Annotated in this window: 10 protein-coding genes and 1 pseudogene; 5 read left to right on the top strand and 6 right to left on the bottom strand. The window is 49.2% G+C overall.

The window, feature by feature from the left end; all coding sequences use genetic code 11:
* Positions 1-41: 41 nt before the first annotated feature.
* Together A9180_RS19710 and A9180_RS19715 are read right to left on the bottom strand one after the other, a co-directional pair.
* Positions 42-251 (bottom strand): annotated as a pseudogene (locus A9180_RS19710) (hypothetical protein); the annotation flags it as partial.
* A 43-nt stretch (positions 252-294) separates the two neighbouring features.
* Positions 295-1,575, bottom strand: coding sequence for a DUF445 domain-containing protein (locus tag A9180_RS19715; RefSeq protein ID WP_064530231.1), 1,281 nt, complete (start codon positions 1,573-1,575; stop codon positions 295-297).
* 185 nt (positions 1,576-1,760) lie between these two features.
* Between A9180_RS19715 and A9180_RS19720 the strand changes: the two genes are divergently transcribed.
* Complete coding sequence (locus A9180_RS19720; RefSeq protein WP_064530232.1) at positions 1,761-2,717, top strand: Rpn family recombination-promoting nuclease/putative transposase; 957 nt, start codon at positions 1,761-1,763, stop codon at positions 2,715-2,717.
* Positions 2,718-2,958: 241 nt separating this feature from the next.
* Here the strand turns inward: A9180_RS19720 and A9180_RS19725 are convergent, their stop codons facing one another.
* Positions 2,959-4,371, bottom strand: a complete 1,413-nt coding sequence (locus tag A9180_RS19725) for a PLP-dependent aminotransferase family protein (protein WP_064530233.1) — start codon at positions 4,369-4,371, stop codon at positions 2,959-2,961.
* A gap of 142 nt (positions 4,372-4,513) precedes the next feature.
* On the opposite strand from A9180_RS19725, the gene A9180_RS24835 reads away from it, so the two are divergent.
* The 4 genes from A9180_RS24835 to A9180_RS19740 all read left to right on the top strand — a co-directional run bounded on the left by A9180_RS24835 (position 4,514) and on the right by A9180_RS19740 (position 14,842).
* Entirely contained in the window at positions 4,514-4,633 is a 120-nt protein-coding gene (locus tag A9180_RS24835; RefSeq protein WP_241957069.1) for a cytoplasmic protein, read from the top strand.
* Positions 4,584-4,712: a DUF1127 domain-containing protein gene (locus A9180_RS19730; RefSeq protein ID WP_241957071.1), complete on the top strand. Its 129-nt coding sequence runs from the start codon at positions 4,584-4,586 to the stop codon at positions 4,710-4,712. Before A9180_RS24835 ends, A9180_RS19730 begins: the two co-directional genes overlap by 50 nt.
* Positions 4,713-5,194: 482 nt before the next feature.
* Positions 5,195-8,485 (top strand): protein YjiT, encoded by a 3,291-nt coding sequence (yjiT, locus tag A9180_RS19735; protein WP_064530234.1) that lies wholly within the window; start codon positions 5,195-5,197, stop codon positions 8,483-8,485.
* A 12-nt stretch (positions 8,486-8,497) separates the two neighbouring features.
* Positions 8,498-14,842 (top strand): DEAD/DEAH box helicase, encoded by a 6,345-nt coding sequence (locus A9180_RS19740; protein WP_064530235.1) that lies wholly within the window; start codon positions 8,498-8,500, stop codon positions 14,840-14,842.
* Positions 14,843-14,884: 42 nt separating this feature from the next.
* Here the strand turns inward: A9180_RS19740 and symE are convergent, their stop codons facing one another.
* From symE to hsdM, 3 genes are all read right to left on the bottom strand, one after another.
* The gene (gene symE / locus A9180_RS19745) at positions 14,885-15,226 is read right to left on the bottom strand and encodes an endoribonuclease SymE (RefSeq protein WP_064530236.1); all 342 of its coding nucleotides are present in this window, start codon (positions 15,224-15,226) and stop codon (positions 14,885-14,887) included.
* Positions 15,227-15,453: 227 nt separating this feature from the next.
* Entirely contained in the window at positions 15,454-16,788 is a 1,335-nt protein-coding gene (locus A9180_RS19750; RefSeq protein WP_064530237.1) for a restriction endonuclease subunit S, read from the bottom strand.
* On the bottom strand, positions 16,788-18,374 hold the full coding sequence (hsdM, locus tag A9180_RS19755; protein WP_064530238.1) for a type I restriction-modification system methyltransferase: 1,587 nt from the start codon (positions 18,372-18,374) through the stop codon (positions 16,788-16,790). Before hsdM ends, A9180_RS19750 begins: the two co-directional genes overlap by 1 nt.
* Between the last annotated feature and the right edge of the window lie 157 nt (positions 18,375-18,531).

Raw genomic sequence — 18,531 nt, forward strand, 5'->3', positions numbered from 1 at the left:
CTGTAGTTGATGAATGCGGGCTTCAGTTCGTTGCGCAATGACAAAGATTGCGCAGGCTCTTTCTCCGCTTCTTCGATAGTTTCAGCTAAGGTGGAGCAACCGCACCGGAAGCCGCTAGCATCTTCTGCGGCATAAACGTGCAGTAAGTGCCGACCAGCGGAATGCCGCGCTTCGGAGAACTGCTCGAAACTGGCGGGTAGAGCGGTGACAAGTGCTTCCCCGTACACGGGAGACAATGAAAAAGGCCGCATTATCACCATGATTTAAGTGTGCTTTATTTGTTCTCTCACGCGGTTAAAAGTTGCCGAGGGGTAACAAGGTCGGAATTTGCGATAAAAGATACAATATCAGCCCAATACAACCGCCGACCAGCGTGCCGTTAACGCGGATAAACTGGAGATCTTTGCCGATATTTAACTCGATTTGCCGTGACATATCCCGCGCATCCCAGCTTTTTACCGTATCAGTAATGTGGCGCGTCAGGAATGTCGAAAACTCTGGCGCGACGCGGTGAGCGGCCTGTTCCAGATGACCATTTAACGAGGCACGCAGGGCATCATCGGCAATTAACGTCTCGCCAAACCACTGTCCTGCTCGCGCGATGCGTTCCTTCACGCGAGAATCTTCGCTGTTGATATCCACTTTCAACCACTCCCGCAAATCTCCCCACAATTCACCAAGATAGCGGTTAAAAGCTTCATCTTCTTTCAGATAACTTTTCACGGCATCGGCTCGCGCTGCCATTTCAGGATCGTTTTTCAGTTTCTCGATCAGCGCGAAGGTAGCGCGATCAAAAGCATGGCGGATCTGATGCGCGCGATCGCGGCTGATATCATCAAGCAAAGAATTCACGGCGTCAGAAACCAACTCCGCGCTATGTTCGCCCAGCCATTCGGTAGGTAAGATTTTCGCTTTCAGTGGATGCTCACTCTCCAGCCAGCGCACAATCTGCTGGGCGATAAATTTGCGCGATTTGTCTCGTTGCAGCAGGGCGATCAGTTGTGCGATTAACGTATCGAGCAGCACCTGATGACGATCGTTTTTGGTCATGCTTTCCAGCATCAGCGCACTGGTGCCGGAAAGATCCACTTTATCGATCGCCTTATGCACCGCGCGCTTAAGCAGGCGCTGAATGCGCGCATCATCAGTTAATTCGAGAAAACCGCTCATGATCTGCAACAGATGCTGACCCACGCGGGCGGAGTTCTCCGGCTGGCTGAACCAGTTACCAATTAACAACGCTGGTTCGTGACGCCGAATTAATGCCACCAGCGACTGGGTATCGAGAAATTTTTCCTGTACGAACTGGCCGAGATTTTCGCCAATCCGGTCTTTATTACGCGGAATAATCGCCGTATGACGAGAAATAATCGGAATCGGCACACGGCGAAATAACGCCACCACCGCAAACCAGTCCGCCAGCGCGCCGACCATCGCTGCTTCGGCAATCGCCTTCACGCCGCTCACCCAAAAATTGGGCGGCAAAAACAGCGTAACGACAAAGGTAGCCGCGGCGATAAGCAGCAAAGAGAGCGCCAACATTTTGGCGCGTCTGAGTTCAATGAGTTTATTCATAATGTTAAGAATAGAGCCTGACGATAAGAAAGCGCAAAAAGCGAGATATCTTCCATAAAAATGTATCGCTTGCAGAAGAATAAAAATAGCCTGGAAAGCGTCTCGGTGAACGGGATATTGCCGGGTGAGAGTTGGTTTATTAATCGCTAAAGTCTGGCCATCTCTTTTATAGGTGACGGACCGCCATGACAAACTTCACGACCAGCACGCCGCATGATGCATTATTCAAATCTTTTCTCACACACCCTGACACTGCGCGGGATTTTATGGAGATCCATTTACCCAAAGATTTACGTGAACTGTGCGATCTCGATACCTTAAAACTGGAGTCAGCCAGCTTTGTCGATGAAAAATTACGGGCGCTACATTCCGATATTCTGTGGTCGGTAAAGACCCGCGAAGGCGATGGCTATATCTATGTGGTGATTGAACATCAGAGCCGCGAGGATATCCATATGGCCTTTCGCCTGATGCGATATTCCATGGCGGTGATGCAGCGCCATATAGAGCATGATAAACGCCGACCGCTACCGCTGGTCATTCCGATGCTGTTTTATCACGGTAGCCGTAGTCCTTACCCCTGGTCCCTGTGCTGGCTGGACGAATTTGCAGACCCTACTACTGCACGGAAGCTTTATACCGCCGCGTTCCCGCTGGTGGATATCACCGTGGTGCCGGACGACGAGATTGTGCAGCATCGCAGAGTCGCCCTGCTGGAGTTGATCCAAAAGCATATTCGCCAGCGCAATATGATGGGGCTGATTGATCAACTGGTAGCATTACTGGTTACAGAGTGCGCTAATGACAGCCAGATAACCGCGCTGTTAAATTACATTTTACTGACAGGTGATGAAGCGAGTTTTAAAGAGTTTATCAGCGAACTAACCAGTCGAATGCCACAACACAGGGAGCGAATCATGACGATTGCAGAGCGAATTCATAATGCGGGATGGCTGTTGGGAAGGGAAGAAGGGAGGATCGAAGGTAAAGAAGAAGGGGAACAGCGCCTTCTCCGATTGTTTTTGCAAAATGGTGCAGATCCTGAATGGATACAACGATATACCGGACTTTCGGCAGAGCAAATACAGGCATTAGAACAGCCCTTGCCTGAAAGAAAGCGCGCTCCATGGATCGAGTACTAATCAGAGACTGATGACAAACGCCAAACTTCCTGATGTGCTACGCTTAACAGGCTTACATAGCCCATGCAATATATTGAATTTGCAATATTTTTATGCCGGATAAGGCGCTAGCGCCACATCCGGCATGAACAAAGCGCACTTTCCTAAGCCATACTGGAATTTGGTGATGACCCAGCAGAGACAAAACGAGCCACAAGCTATTCGTGAGAGGAAATTCAGGCGCGTCATCACGATTTCGTATTTATTCCATTGCCCGATACACGGCCTCGCCAATTTGCTTCAGTGCTTCGCGGTAGGTTTCGCTGAGTGGCAAAGCGCAGTTGATGCGCAGGCAATTACGGTATTTACCGGAAGCTGAGAAAATTGAGCCTGCCGCTACCTGGATTTTCATGCGGCACAGCTGCCGCGCGACGCAGACCATATCGACCTGTTCAGGCAATTCTATCCACAGTAAAAATCCGCCTTTCGGGCGCGTAATACAGATTTCGCAGGGAAAATATTCCCGTATCCAGCAGGTATAAAGTGCCATATTGCGCTGATAGTTCTGCCGCATCCGCCGGATATGGCGATGATAGTGACCTTCCAGCACAAACGTTGCCGCCGCCATTTGCGTGGACGGCACATTAAAGCTGCTGGTGGCGTATTTCATATGCAGCAGTTTATCTTGATAACGCCCTGGCGCGACCCAGCCCACGCGCAGTCCTGGCGCAATGCTTTTACTGAACGAACTGCACAGCAGCACCCGACCGTCGCTATCCCATGAATGAATGGTACGTGGGCGCGGATACTCCGTTGCCAGTTCGCCGTAGACATCATCTTCAAAAATCACAATATCATGGCGTTGAGCAAGAGTGAGAACGGCTCGTTTGCGCGCATCCGGCATAATAAATCCCAGCGGATTATTGCAGTTTGGCACCAGAATGATGCCTTTGATCGGCCACTGTTCCAGCGCCAGTTCCAGTGCTTCAACGCTGATGCCGGTTTCTGGATCGGTTGGGATTTCTATCACATTCACGCCTATGCCACGCAGCATCTGCATCGAACCGTAATAACAGGGCGATTCAACCGCGACAATATCGCCCGGTTTACACACCGCCATTAACGCCAGCGACATCGAGTTATGGCAGCCGCTGGTGATGATAATGTCATCGGCGGTGACCACCGAGCCGCTGTCGAGCATCAGGCGGGCAATCTGCTCGCGCAATACCCGCTGACCGGTTAACGAATCATAGCTGAGAACGGTTTGCAGATTATGCTGCACCACCCGACTTAGCTCCCGCCAGAGCGGTTTCAGGCTGGGCGCTTCGACATCCGGTGTGCTTTTACTGAACGGAATAACAGAACTATCGCTATGCGCTTTCAGCATATCCAGCACCTGATCCCACTGGGTAATTTCCACCGGGCGCTGAACCGGACGCGTCATCGGCGGCACTGGCGGCTGGGCTTTATGTTGCGCGACAAAATAACCCGAACGCGGCTGCGGGGTGATGAGCTTCATCGTTTCCAGCGTCTGATACGCCTGCTGCACGGTGCTGATGCTGACGCCGTGCTCCTGACTTAAGCTGCGTACCGACGGCAATTTCTCCCCGTGACGATACAGCCCTTGCTCAATTCGTCCGGCAAGCAGAGTCGCCAGATGTTGGTAACGCGTCATGCTGTATTCCTTATTTGGACCATACAGAGAGAGAAACCAGTACAGATGCTGGCAAAAAACCGGATGCAGATGTTGTTTTAACCTGTCTGTATGTTAAATAAAAGTAATATTTGAATCTGTATTGTGAACTGCCAGAAGGCGGATGATGAAGCCTCTGAAAGATGAGGAGGCAGCAGATGGAATTTCACGAAAACAAAGCCAAAGCGCCGTTTATCGGCTTCGTGCAACTCTGGCAGGCGGTGAGAAGCTGGTGGCTGAATAGACAGACCCGGCGCGTGTTACAGCAGATGAGTGATGAGCGGTTGAAGGATATTGGGTTACGCAGGGAGGATGTGGAGTGAGGGGGAAATTAAAACGTTTTTGACTTTTAAATTAAGTTATAAACATTTTCCCAAGACAACTCCTCAATAGTCATGGAGTGTACAGGGATATTTTCTTCGCCAGCCTCTTTAGATGTATGTCAGTAATGGTCAAAAAACGCACAGTAATTTCATGTGTTTTTTGACTGACTTTACAACTCTCATTATTCCCGATTGTGCAGTTTCTCTAATTGTTTTATATCTTGGAAAGTTAATTTTTAGTAACTGAATACTTTTTGATTATGTATAGGTTATTTTCATTTGAAATTATAAAGTCAGGTGATAAATAAATCGTGATTAATAGATAGTCGGTATTGTTTTTTACTTAAAATGATTTGTAAGTACCGATCTGAAAATTAGTTGTTGTCGTCTAGTTGATTGTACGATAGCCTAAAAGGTTTTCTTTTGGTTTTAATTTGTTCTGGGGTTTTGTTTTTGTTTCTTTTATCTGTAAGGGGCTTGCTTTGGATCAATCAGAATACATTTCATGGGTAAAATGTACTTCCTGGCTAAGTAACTTTGTGAATCTTAGAGGGTTGAGACAACCGGATGGCCGTCCTCTTTATGAATATCATGCGACCAATGATGAATATAACCAATTAACGCAGCTACTCCGTGCAGTCGGTCAATCACAATCTAATATATGTAATAGGGACTTTGCTGCCTGTTTTGTTCTTTTTTGCTCTGAGTGGTACCGCAGGGATTATGAACGGCAATGCGGATGGACGTGGGACCCTATATATAAAAAAATAGGGATTTCATTCACCGCCACAGAGCTTGGTACTATCGTACCGAAAGGGATGGAAGATTACTGGCTGCGCCCGATTCGATTTTATGAATCTGAACGACGCAATTTTATCGGAACATTATTCAGTGAAGGTGGTTTACCTTTCCGGCTACTCAAAGAATCAGACAGTCGCTTTCTGGCTGTTTTCTCGAGGATCCTTGGACAATATGAGCAAGCAAAACAGTCAGGTTTTTCTGCCCTTTCGCTGGCAAGAGCTGTCATAGAAAAATCAGCGCTGCCAACTGTTTTTAGCGAAGATACTTCTGTAGAACTTATCAGCCATATGGCTGATAACCTCAATTCCTTAGTACTTACTCACAATCTAATAAATCACAAAGAACCAGTACGACAGCTTGATAAGGTTCACCCTACCTGGCGAAGCGAGTTTCCAATACCGTTAGATGATGAAACAGGAACGCGTTTTTTGAATGGACTGCTTTGCGCAGCCTCTATTGAAGCTAAACCTCGGGTACAAAAAAATAAGAGTAAGCGTTGCCGATTCTATTGGTCAGAAAAGCATCCTGATGAGTTTAGGGCGATAGTATCTCTCCCTGACGAAGTTTCTTTCCCTATAACCAGCGAGCCTTCAACCACGCGCTTTGAACTTGCCATTTGTGAAGATGGTGAGGAAGTTTCTGGTCTTGGGCCAGCCTATGCCTCTCTGGAAAACAGACAGGCAACAGTTCGGTTACGTAAAAGCGAAGTGAGATTTGTCAGGCAAAAACCATCGGCAAGTTTGTCGTTAGTCGCTCGTGCTGGAGGGATGATTGTTGGGAGCATTAAACTTGATGACAGTGAAATTGCCATTGGCGAAGTGCCATTAACCTTCATCGTTGATGAAGAACGATGGCTATTACAGGGTCAGGCTTCCTGCAGTGTGCAAAGCAGCGATGTTCTGATTGTGCTCCCCCGGGACAACAGCACTGTTGTCGGTTTTGATGGCCAACCGAGCGCAATAAACGTATTAGGACTTAGAGCGTTACCTGTTAAAGGATGTCGGGACGTTACTATTACAGCAAATGAAACTTATCGGATTCGCACCGGAAGAGAACAAATTAACACCGGGGGATTTGCTCTACATGGAAAGCGAGCAAGCTGGGTTTGTCATCCAGATGAGACATTTATTGGTGTACCAAAAGTCATTTCTACACTACCGGATATTCAGAGCATTGATGTAACGCGTTACCTGAGCGGAATATCAATTGAGCAATGTCATATACAAGAGATGATGGGGGCTCAATATCTTTCTATCCGGAATAGTAATAATGAAACGCTCTTACGTCGCAAAATCGGTATCCTGCCAGCAGATTTCAGTGTTGAGATAAAAGGCGGTGTGCGCGCAAATGAAGGTTCTATCGTAATCACCACACAGCATCCTTGCGTAGCAAAACTTAAAGATAAAACATTGGAGGCTACACGTAAGCGTACCGAGGGGCGAACAGAGATACAGCTTAAAGCTGAAGGGATACCTCCGGCATTTGTTACATTACAAGTTCTGCCTAATTTGGCGGCTGACCCCATCGACATAGAATTACCTTTCCCTGCTAAAGGTTGCCTGGCCCTTGATGTAAACGGACGTCCCCTGGATAAAAACATTACGCTGCATGATCTGCTGGGTTCCAGAGCGTTCCTGTTTTCCAGAAATGGTGAACCGACAAGATATACATTGCAGTTGCATTTGCGCTCCGTTAGTGGATTACAGGCATGGCACGAATGGTGTTATACGGCATTGAGCGATCGTCCTGTTGAATTGAATCTCTATAGTCTGCGCGAACATATTGAGAACCTGATTTCACTTGAGGCAGGTATTGATCAGGTTGTTGAGATGCGTATTACGGGGGCGGGGGTGGTCATGGCCTGGCAAATTCGCCGTTATAAATACAACCTGCGCTATGACTATGAAAAAGAACTATTATTCAGCCAGTCGGTGAACCATCGAGGCGGACAAATTCCTTCCCCCGTTATCATGCTGTTAAGTGAACCCGAGAGGAAATCCATTCCCTTAGCGTCAAGAATGAGCGAGGGAGTGCCTGTCGGTGAATATGAATTGAGCTCGATCGTTAACAAAAATGGACCGTGGTTGGTTGTTCCTAAACCGGGTGAAGAGATGGCTTTTCGCCCCTGCTTCATTCGTGGCGAATCTTCGTTACCGGTAGAAGAAAGCAACATCCGCTCATTGCAGAAAGCGACCCAGCTTTTTAATCCACAGGCAGAAGTTAATACCATCACACTGGTACTCGGACAGATGGCTAACGATCCTGCCCATTCCGGCTGGCAATTTATGCGTAGTCTGTACGATCAATTTGGTTATTTACCGCTGGCAACCTTTGAAGTATGGCGTGCACTGGTGCAGCATCCGCAGGCACTGGCGATGTCGCTCTTCAAATTCGAAATGTCAGCAGAGTATCTGAGTCGTATTGAGAATGAATTCCCTATTTTATGGGAGTTTTTCCCCATCTTTGAGATCAAAGCTGCATCTGAGCGTTTCAAATTGTTCCTGAGCCAAAAAGGTGCACCAGAGGAAACCCAGAAGTTACTGGTTACTAATATGTTTCAACGACTGGGGCTCGTGTTCCCGACATATGCCGACGAAATTGAGAAATGGTTAAGTAACGGATATCTCCCCCCGTCTATTCCTGAATCTTTTGTCCACGAGTGGTATCAGGAGCTTTTACGTGAGCACAGTGAAGCTCGCTGGCCTGAATATGGCTGCAAGCGCCTGCATAGCTGGGTGATGTCACAAAAAAATCCAGTGATTGGTATTAATCCTGACGCAGACTACCGCTATTCCGTGGCCTGGTTACCCGTCTTCGCTGCAGCTGTGGCAAGCGGAAATACTTCTTTTGAAGCTGTATTTGACCGTAAACCCGGTGCCGTATTTTTCCTGAGGCAAGTCAGGGACTTCGATTCCCGCTGGTTTAAGACCATCTTCCAGTGCAGCCTGTTGCGTTATGTTGCTAAAAAATAAAAAGGAATAAGGATGACTACACGCTATTTTTCGTCACTTATTGAACAATCGTTGTCTCGTTCAACTGAAGCAACGCTCAGTATCATGGGCGTTACAAACCCGCAGTTGCGTGAACATCTCGCGCAGCAAATGGGGGCTGATTGTGGGAAACCGGGCTCATTCCTTGCTTCTCCGGTATTCCAGCAAATGTTTGGCTGGAAGGAGTCAAACCACACGATGCGCAGCCTGACGGAAGGCAACGCATTGTTGAGCAAAGCAGTGGTTGATTCACTGGATGATCAGAGTAATGGTCGGTACCGGTTTGGTGCTGACTGGAAGCCTTTTACGCACCAGTTAGCCAGTTGGAAAGCTTTGCTGGAAAAGAAACATTCGGTGGTGGTAACCAGTGGTACGGGTTCAGGTAAAACGGAATGTTTTATGGTTCCGGTGCTGGAAGATCTCTACCGGGAATTGCATGAAAACGGCAACAATCCGTTGGTCGGTGTCCGAGCCCTTTTTCTCTATCCATTGAACGCCCTGATCAATTCACAGCGCGAGCGTCTGGATGCCTGGACGCGTGGTTTTGGTACTGGGATCCGCTACTGCCTTTACAACGGCAACACCGAAAACCTACATGCTTCGGTAAAAAGCGAACAGGCAAAAAGGCCGAATGAGGTGCTCTCGCGCGAAAAAATGCGTGAAGAACCAGCTCCGATTCTGGTGACCAATGGCACGATGCTGGAATATATGATGGTTCGCCAGATCGACGCCCCAATTATCCAGCAATCCAGAGAACAAAAATCACTACGTTGGATCGTACTGGATGAAGCTCATACTTATGTAGGGTCGCAGGCCGCTGAACTGGCGCTCCAGCTGCGTCGTGTGATGACAGCGTTTGGCGTGACACCAGATGACGTGCGCTTTGTAGCGACCTCTGCGACCATTGCCGGCAGCGATGCTGAAAAACAGCTGAAAAAATTTCTCTCTGAGTTATCTGGTATTCCGCAGGAGCGCATCGATGTTCTGGACGGAAGTCGGGTGATTCCTGAGCTGGAACCGTGCAAGAACGTTTCTATTCCGTTAGACGAAATAGAGCAAATACCTGATGAGGATATAAAAGATAAAAATAACAATAAAATTAAAGGAATAAGTCCGGATCGCTTTTATGCGCTCACGCACTCCCCCGAAGCGCGTTACATACGTGAGATGTTGGTCAAACAGCCCAATCCAATGAGGCTGGATGAGATGATGCAGCGGTTAAATGCTTTGACTAAAAAGCATTACAGCCAGCAGGAAGTACTGCGTTGGATCGACGTCTGTTCAGGTACCCAACCTAATGCAAAAGCTCCCGCATTTCTTAAAGTCAGGGCGCATATCTTCCAGCGTAATACCCAGGGAATATGGGCTTGTGTTGATAAAGATTGTAAGTTAAAGCACGGTACACCGCTCGAAAAAGGCTGGCCCTTTGGCTATGTATATGTGAACCAGCGACAAAATTGCGATTGTGGAAGCCCTGTCTATGAAGTGGCGTTCTGTAATGATTGTAATGAGCCTCATCTTCTGGCGCGGGACAAAAAGGGCAAACTTGTCCAATGGGAAAATAAAGGTGGCGATGAATTCTCTCTGCAGGATGAAGTACCTGTTGAACATGACGCGACAGAGGAAAAAGTCGAAAAAGAGAACAGTTTCCAGCCTCCGTTGATTATTGCCGCAGGAGAAAGCAGTGAGGCAGGTTATACCCTACAACGCCTCGACCGTCAGACGCGCCGTATTGGCGTTATTAACAATGACAGCATTCCGCTGATTATTAATGATATTGAACAGGTTTGTAGCGCCAGTGGCTGTGGCTACAGAGGCATGAGTGGGAAACAACCCTTCCGGCGTGCATTATTAGGAGGGCCATTTTACGTTACTAACATCGTGCCCACCGTTCTTGAGTATTGTCAGGACTTTACCAGTGATGAAGGCAAAGAGGGCGTCGGACCAGATTCGTTGCCAGGGCGAGGACGTCGACTCATTACTTTTACGGACAGTCGACAAGGTACAGCCCGAATGGCGGTGCGTATGCAGCAAGAAGCAGAACGCAGCCGCTTACGTGGAAGCGTAGTCGAAATTCTGAGCTGGCATCAACGGACACAAACGTCCACAGCGCCGAATGCCAATGCCGATTTGGAAAAATTAGCGGCCAGGGCGAAGCAAGCCCGTGAGCAGGCAGAAGAATATCGAAGCTGGGGATTGCCGGACCAGGCTAAATTGTCGCAAGCGCAGGCTGAACAGCTTGAACAGGCTTATCAGGCTGCAACCGGTGGGAAAGCCGCGACTATTCTGGTATCCCGAACCTGGACAGAAATGGTTAACGAGCTTAAAGAGAGAGCCGATATCCGCGGGCCGGTTCTGCAATATAACCATTATCTTAAGCCTGAAGTGTTTAATGAAAACGGCGGGCCTCTAAAGCTTTCGGAAATGTTGTTGTTCCGGGAATTCATGCGCCGCCCTAAACGGACTAACAGCTTGGAAACACAAGGGCTGGTTCAGGTTGGTTACCTGGGACTGGAGAAAATACATAAGATCCCTCTGCACTGGCAGGAAAGGGAATTAACGCTGGATGACTGGCGCGATTTTCTCAAAGTTACGCTGGATCATTACGTTCGTGAGAGTAACTTCACACAGTTGGATGATGAGCTGAAAAACTGGATCGGTAGCCGTTTTTCATCAAAATTCGTCCGTAACCCGGAATCAAAAGATCCTGAAGATAATCAGAACAGACGCTGGCCTCAAATTCGTAATGGCAATATAACCCATCGTTTAGCGAAGTTGCTGATGCTGGGAGCCGGATTCAAAACCGTCAATACGGCGACTATTGATATTATCAATACATGGCTGAAAGAAGCATGGGCCCAACTTACCGGACCGCTTGCAGTACTGAAACCCGATGGCAACCGTTTTTATTTACCGAAAGAGCATATGACTTTTTCTTTAATCACGGATGCCTGGATTTGCCCGGTAACCAATAAAATCCTGGATACGGCTTTTAAAGGCTTAACCCCTTATCTGCCTACCCATATTTCGTTCGAGCATCTTACCCAGGTGCAATATGACAGTTTTGTCGCGCAGAAAGTCACCATGCCGGAAATCTGGAAGCTGGATCGTTCACAGGAAGACTACGCAGAGGGTCTGGCAAAAGCACGCGACTGGGTCAGCAATGATCCGCTGATCGCACAATTGCGGTCAGAAAACGTCTGGACAGATATTAACGATCGTGTCGTGGAAGGCGGCTTCTACTACCGTACAGCCGAGCACTCAGCCCAGCAGTCTTCAGAGCGCCTGCAAAGCTATGAAAAGATGTTCAAGAATGGGCAACTTAATGTTCTCAACTGTTCAACCACCATGGAAATGGGGGTTGATATCGGGGGCATTACTGCGGTGGTCATGAACAACGTTCCGCCACATCCGGCCAACTATTTACAGCGCGCCGGGCGAGCCGGGCGTAGTAAAGAGTCGCGTGCGATCTCTTACACCCTATGTAAAGGTAACCCACACGACCAGCAGGTTTTTGCCAACCCGCTCTGGCCATTTGAAACCATGATCCCGGCACCCATGGTCGCGATGAACTCCGCTCGACTGGTGCAACGTCACGTCAATGCATTATTACTGTCCGACTTTTTATGTAACGTTATTGGCGAAACCGATAAAGAGAAAACCAGCCTCGATAGCCTCTGGTTTTTCGGTGAAGATGACGGGCAATCAAAATGCGAACGCTTTAAAATCTGGCTGGAACGCCCGGTTCTTGATATCGACACGGCGCTGGAACGGCTGGTGAAAGGTACGGCGTTGCATGGCGCAAGAGCCGAACATCTGCGGGATAAAACAATCAACGCGATCACCTTCCTGCAACAGCGGTGGCTCTCCGTTTATCGCGATCTCGTGGCCCAGGAGCGTGAGTCGCAGCCGCAAACGCCTTATCGTAAGCGCATAGAGCTGGAGAAGAAACGGCACTGTGGCGAGTATCTGCTGCGCGACCTGGCTGCCAGAACCTTCCTGCCGGGATACGGCTTCCCGACAGATGTAGTGACGTTTGATAACTTCACGATGGAAGATTATATCCGCGAAAAATCGCAGAAAAGTCGTGATAAAAAGGACCGTGAAGATAACGTCTCCCGTTATAAAGGATTACCTTCCCGTAACCTCGGTGTTGCCATTCGTGAATATGCGCCGGGAGCAGAGATCATTCTTGATGGCCGTGTCTTCCGCTCTGCCGGTGTCTCACTGCATTGGCACAATATCAATGCCGATACCAATGAAGCCCAGCGTCTGGATTGCGCCTGGCGCTGTCACAAATGCGGGACCATTGGCTATGAAGAGGGGATGAGCAGTTCCGGGATGCTCTTTTGCTCCAATAGCGCCTGTGGCGAAAAAATAATCATGAATAATCGCCGTCAGGTGCTGCAGCCTGCCGGGTTTGTCACCGATGCACACGCTCCGGTAACGAACAATATTGAAACCATGAAATTCGTCCCGGTTGTCCCCGCCTGGGTCTTTGTTAAAGCAGAGCCCGTACCGTTACCTAACCCGCTAATGGGTTATATGGCTTCTGGGGCTGATGGGCATGTTTTCCAGCAAAGTCTGGGGGAAGGTGGACACGGTTATGCATTGTGTCTGAGCTGTGGCCGTGCGGAGTCGATGCTGAATGAAAATGATGCGCCGAAAAGTATGGAAGCTCACTATCCACCGCGTCCGGGTAAAGCGGACCGCGACAGCCAGAATCATCGTCTGATTTGCCCAGGTTCGACGGCACTCATGAAGAACGTCACCCTGGGCGCACTGGCGCGCACCGATGTCTTTGAAATGGTTCTGCGCAAACCGCAAAACGGCGAGTATCTGCCAGATAACACAGAGGAGGGTCGGATTGTCGCCATGACTCTGGCGGTTGCTCTGCGTCAGGCGCTGGCGGGCGTTCTGGGTATCTCCGCCGCAGAACTCGGCTATTCTGTACGTCCGGTCAGACTGGAGGATGGGCAATCGGTATTAGCCGTTCAGCTTTATGATGTGATCAGCGGTGGTGCAGGTTTTGCCTCCAGTGCACCGGTACACATTGAAGCCATATTGCAGGGAATGGTGAAACAGTTAGGCTGCCGCCATTGTGATACTGCATGTAGTGAATGCCTGCTTGATTCCCAGACTCGCCACGATCACGATTTGCTGGACCGCAAAGCGGCACTGGCCTGGCTTGGCGATGACTTCACGTATTACATCGGTTTACCGGATGAAGAGACATTCTCGCTGCCGGATGCCCGCTACTGCCCTGGCGCTATTGGCGATACGATTCGCCGGGCGATTAACGAAGGTGCTGAAAAGCTTACCCTGTGGATGACCGGCGCGCCCAATGAGTGGGATTTATACGCCCGTCAGTTCCGCGCGGCTATTCAGAGCTATCGGCTAAAAGACAACGTCGAGGTCGATCTTGTTATCCCTGCGGGAGTGGATGACCCGGATCTGTTGCATGAACTTTCGCAATTTACTGCGCTGGGTGTGCGGCTGTGCCATGTTGAGCAGGAGCTGCAATTACCGATCGTTGCCCAGGTCACCTTTGCCGATCGCGTGATGACGCTGGCCTCTCGCAGCCAGCAGGCAACGATTCCGGGGCCGGAGTGGCACCTGAATGACGAACTGGTGGTGCGTAGTCTCGGTTATAAAACGGTACAACTGAGCGAGTTTATTCTGCCGGCTAAAGCCGCCAACGCTGTGGAGCGGGTCAAAGACATTCAGATCCACAAACAGTTGAATGGGCCACTTTCGCAGTTCGGACAACGCTTCTGGGACGTGCTGTTTAACGACCATGAAGAAGCGCAGTCACTGATGAAAAATATGCGAATTACCGGCGTTCACTATACCGATCGCTATCTGCAAAACCCGGTTGCGCTGGCGTTGTTGGGGTCAATTCTGAAACCGCTAAAAACAAAGCTGACCGATGGCGCTGAAGTGATGCTGGATACGCTGTTTAAAGATAAAGATCGCCCCGGTAACCGGCCTTTCCATGACTGGATGAGCATAGCGGATTTTCAGGATTTCGCTGATCAGTGGTTTGCTGCTGCGCTGGGCAGGCCGGTAGAACTGACGGTGTTCGATTCGCCGCGTGATATCCCTCACCATCGTAAACTGACGGTGACTTTTGAGGATGATCAGGTTTTGAAGATCCGCTTCGATCAGGGGATGGGCTACTGGCGTATCAACTTTGCATCGAAATGGCATTACTTTGACTTCAGCGATGACGTTTCTTTCCAGTTAGTCAAAATGGCTCAGGCCTGCAATGAAGGAAATGTGGCCAACAGCGAAGAGAGCTGGGCAACGGATGTGCTGGTGGAGGTGATCGCCTCCTGATGATGAACCGCTCCCGACGTCGTGTCGGGAGCGTTTTTCCATTCATGCAACTTTCTGTTTACCCGCAATCACCCCAATAAACTCCTGCACCTGCTTTTGTTTACGCGCCGACAGCTTGCACACCTGGCGCAGCGACTGCATCAGTTCGCTCTCTTCGGCGGCGGGGGGTTGGGCGGTGAGGACAATACAGCCTTCCATCACTTTGACGTCTACTGCCGTACCGGTGGCAAAACCGGCGGCTTCCAGCCACTGACCTTTCAGGGTGATGGCGGCAATACGGCTGTAATCCGGGTAGCGACTCGCATAACTCACGGTTAATTGACGGTTATTTGCCGGGGAGACTTCTGCTTCGAACGGTTGTGCAATAGAATGCGTGTCAGTCATGATTACTATTCCTTAGAAATAGGGATTGTGATGAGCGGTGCGGGTGTGTTGGCGCACATCCGCACCGCGCTAAATACCTGGATATATCATCAGTAAATACAGGGAAAGTCCAGCTAAAAATAGAATAAAATGGGCAGTTTCTGGAATGATTTAAATATATTTATGTGAGTTATGATTGGCATGAAATAATAAAAAGCGCACCGGAAAGGTGCGCCAGAAAATAATGATCAGGATTTTTTACGCGAGGCTTTTTTACCCCCGCTGGCTGCGCGTTCAGCTTTGATTTTTTCCAGCAACGCGGCGGCGCTGTTTTCTCCGCTGATTAATTCCGGGTTTTCGGCCCGCCACTGGGCGGTGAGTTCACCACGGAACGCTTTTGCCAGGATGGATTGCGTCAGGTTGTTGACGCGGGCCAGGGCGTTGTTGACCTGTTTTTCTATGGTGTCGGCGTAGGCGAAGAGTTGCTCGACGCGGCGAACGATTTCGTGTTGTTCGGTAATATTGGGAACATTAATCAATAGTGCTAAAAATTTCTTTTGGGTTAAATTCATACCGCTATCAGATGTACCAGTTTTTATTTTCTCAATGATATCTAAATACTGAGGTGAATTTAGACACCAGTTTAGAAACTTACTGGATATTTTGTTCGGTTGTACACGAACCCTGTAGACTTTATCGCATATCATTAAGTATGGATAATCTTTATCAACAATACAAGTAACTCCACACCTTACTCGAGGCCCAGCCCTGGTTATTAAAATATCATCAGCTTTTAGTGATAAATGAAATCTTGGTGTAAGAGATTCAGGTAATTTTTTGTTCCCTTTGCTTACGAAGTATCCTGGTTGTATAGCCGTGGTTTTTATTACACCCCATTCGTACTCATTAGCTGGATGATTTTCACATTTCGGACTCCAGCCTTGATCTATACTTTGAATCAACTCTTCTAAGGTTATAAAAACAGGCGGAGAAATTTTTAAGCTATCCCTCCATTCTTCTGTTAAATTTCCTTTTATTGCAGTCGCCAATACCGCCTGACGAAAACGTTTCAGGATTTGTGGGATTTGCTCAAGACGTGCTTTGGTGCTGTCTACCTGCGCCAGCAGCGTATCAAGTTTTTCAGCAATGATTTTTTGTTCTGCCAGAGGGGGAAGAGGCACCTGAACCTTTTCTAAACCTTGTCTGGTTATTTGTGGCTGGGCTGAACCTGAAATCGCATCTTCTAAGCCTCTTGCTTGAAGTGCGTATTTTAGAAAATGTAGGCCTATTAAATTTATTGGCTGATTGTCTAAAGCCATCGCATTGCCATTTATATAAGAAAATGGCTCGGATATATGAATATTGCCACAGGTTGCCCCACGGCAAGTTAACATAATGGTCGGATTCTCATGTGTGTATTCGCTATAAAATCCTATTTTCCCATTTGCACCATATACAGTATAACCACAGGGAGTAAGATCTTTTACAGATATAGTTTTCCATTGTTTTGGGTATACCATATCTTTCAAAAAAGGTGTTTCCCACTCCTGAGGTAAAGAACCTGAAATATATCCAAGTGACATTATTTCACCCCACCAAACGCTTCTTCCAGTAACTGACGCTGCAAATCCGCCTCATCGCTCGCTCCCAGTTCACGCATCAGCGCATCCAGTTCGCCCAGCGCCTGTACCAGTTCGCCCATCGCTTCTGCCGCTAATACATCCGGCTCCGGCAGGCTGTCGGCATCAATACTGTCTTTATCTTTCAGCCAGGAGATATCCAGCGAATCGGATTTCGCTGTGCGGATCCACTCGCGGCTGAACTTGCGCCAGCGGCTGGTAGCCAGATGCTGATCGGTATTTTTGTTCTCTTCGCTGTCGGCAACTTCCGTCTCTTCGGCGTTAAAACTCCATTCCCCTTCAGTGCGCGGGCTTAAACCGTGTGGGTCTTCGCCATACACGCGCTCAAACGGCTGCAAATGCTCGTCGGTAAACGGCGTGCGTTTACCAAAACTCGGCATATTGGTACGCAGGTCGTACACCCACACGTCGTCGGTACAGTTCTTATCCTGATTTGGGTTCGCCACCGTCCCTTTGGTAAAGAACAGTACGTTGGTTTTCACGCCCTGCGCGTAAAAAATACCGGTCGGCAGACGCAGGATGGTGTGCAGATGACACTTATCCATCAGGTCACGACGAATGTCGGTGCCTTTACCGCCTTCAAACAGCACGTTATCCGGCACCACGACCGCCGCACGACCGCCGGGGTGCAGCGTTTCGATAATATGCTGCATAAAGCACAACTGTTTGTTGCTGGTCGGGTGAACAAAGGTGCGGGTAATGTTGGTGCCTGCGGCGCTGCCAAACGGCGGGTTAGTGGCGACAATATGCGCCTTCGGCAGGTTTTCGCCGTCGCTGCCCAGGGTGTTGCCCAGACGGATTGCGCCGCCGTGGTCGAGGTTGCCTTCAATATCGTGCAGCAGGCAGTTCATCAGCGCCAGACGACGGGTGCCGGGCACCAGTTCGAGGCCGATAAACGCGCGGTGGATCTGGAAATCCTGCGTGTCGCCATCAAGGTCGTCCAGATCGTTAGTCTGCGACTTAACGTAGCGGTCGGCTTCAATCAAAAAGCCCGCTGTACCTGCTGCCGGGTCCTGTACCACTTCACGCGGCTGCGGTTTCAGCAGATGAATAATGGTTTTAATCAGCGGACGCGGGGTGAAGTACTGGCCCGCGCCAGACTTGGTTTCATTCGCGTTCTTTTGCAACAGACCTTCGTACATATCGCCGAAGTCATCGCGCGACTTACCGTGTGCGCCGTTGTACCAGTCCAGTGAATCCATATTGCTGACCAGTTCGGTCAACTGTTTCGGCTGGGTAATGGTGGTGTTGACGTTCTGGAACACCGCCTGCACCAGCTTTTGATTGTCGGCGCCCAGATGCACCAGCAGGTTACGGTAGAACTGCAACTGCTCCTGGCCGATACGGGATTTCAGGTCATCCCAGCGGTAGCCTTCTGGCAGGTATTCCGCTTCCTGTCCGGTTTCTTTACACATTTTCAAAAACAGCAGCGAGGCGAGTTCATTGACGTAGTTTTGATAGGAAACGCCGCCATCGCGCAGGTTGTCGCACAGCTTCCACAGCTTGGCGACCAGATCGTTATTGTTCATTGTGAGTTCCGTAAATTAAGCAGCGGCCCGCATTGTTTGGGGCCGCAGAAAAAGAAATTGCCGGGGGTAATATACACAAAATCATTCAGGTTGCATCAAGGTGGCAAGCGAGTGAATCCCCGGGAGCGTACAGAAGTACGTGACCTGGGTGAACGAG

It is taken from the genome of Escherichia sp. B1147 (assembly GCF_001660175.1).
GTDB lineage: Bacteria > Pseudomonadota > Gammaproteobacteria > Enterobacterales > Enterobacteriaceae > Escherichia > Escherichia whittamii.

Excerpts from the sequence above, each read along its gene's own strand:
- A9180_RS19715 (WP_064530231.1), bottom strand. The coding sequence starts at position 1,575 with ATGAATAAACTCATTGAACTCAGACGCGCCAAAATGTTGGCGCTCTCT.
- A9180_RS19720 (WP_064530232.1), top strand. The coding sequence starts at position 1,761 with ATGACAAACTTCACGACCAGCACGCCGCATGATGCATTATTCAAATCT.
- A9180_RS19725 (WP_064530233.1), bottom strand. The coding sequence starts at position 4,371 with ATGACGCGTTACCAACATCTGGCGACTCTGCTTGCCGGACGAATTGAG.
- A9180_RS24835 (WP_241957069.1), top strand. The coding sequence starts at position 4,514 with ATGATGAAGCCTCTGAAAGATGAGGAGGCAGCAGATGGAATTTCACGA.
- A9180_RS19740 (WP_064530235.1), top strand. The coding sequence starts at position 8,498 with ATGACTACACGCTATTTTTCGTCACTTATTGAACAATCGTTGTCTCGT.
- symE (WP_064530236.1), bottom strand. The coding sequence starts at position 15,226 with ATGACTGACACGCATTCTATTGCACAACCGTTCGAAGCAGAAGTCTCC.
- A9180_RS19750 (WP_064530237.1), bottom strand. The coding sequence starts at position 16,788 with ATGTCACTTGGATATATTTCAGGTTCTTTACCTCAGGAGTGGGAAACA.
- hsdM (WP_064530238.1), bottom strand. The coding sequence starts at position 18,374 with ATGAACAATAACGATCTGGTCGCCAAGCTGTGGAAGCTGTGCGACAAC.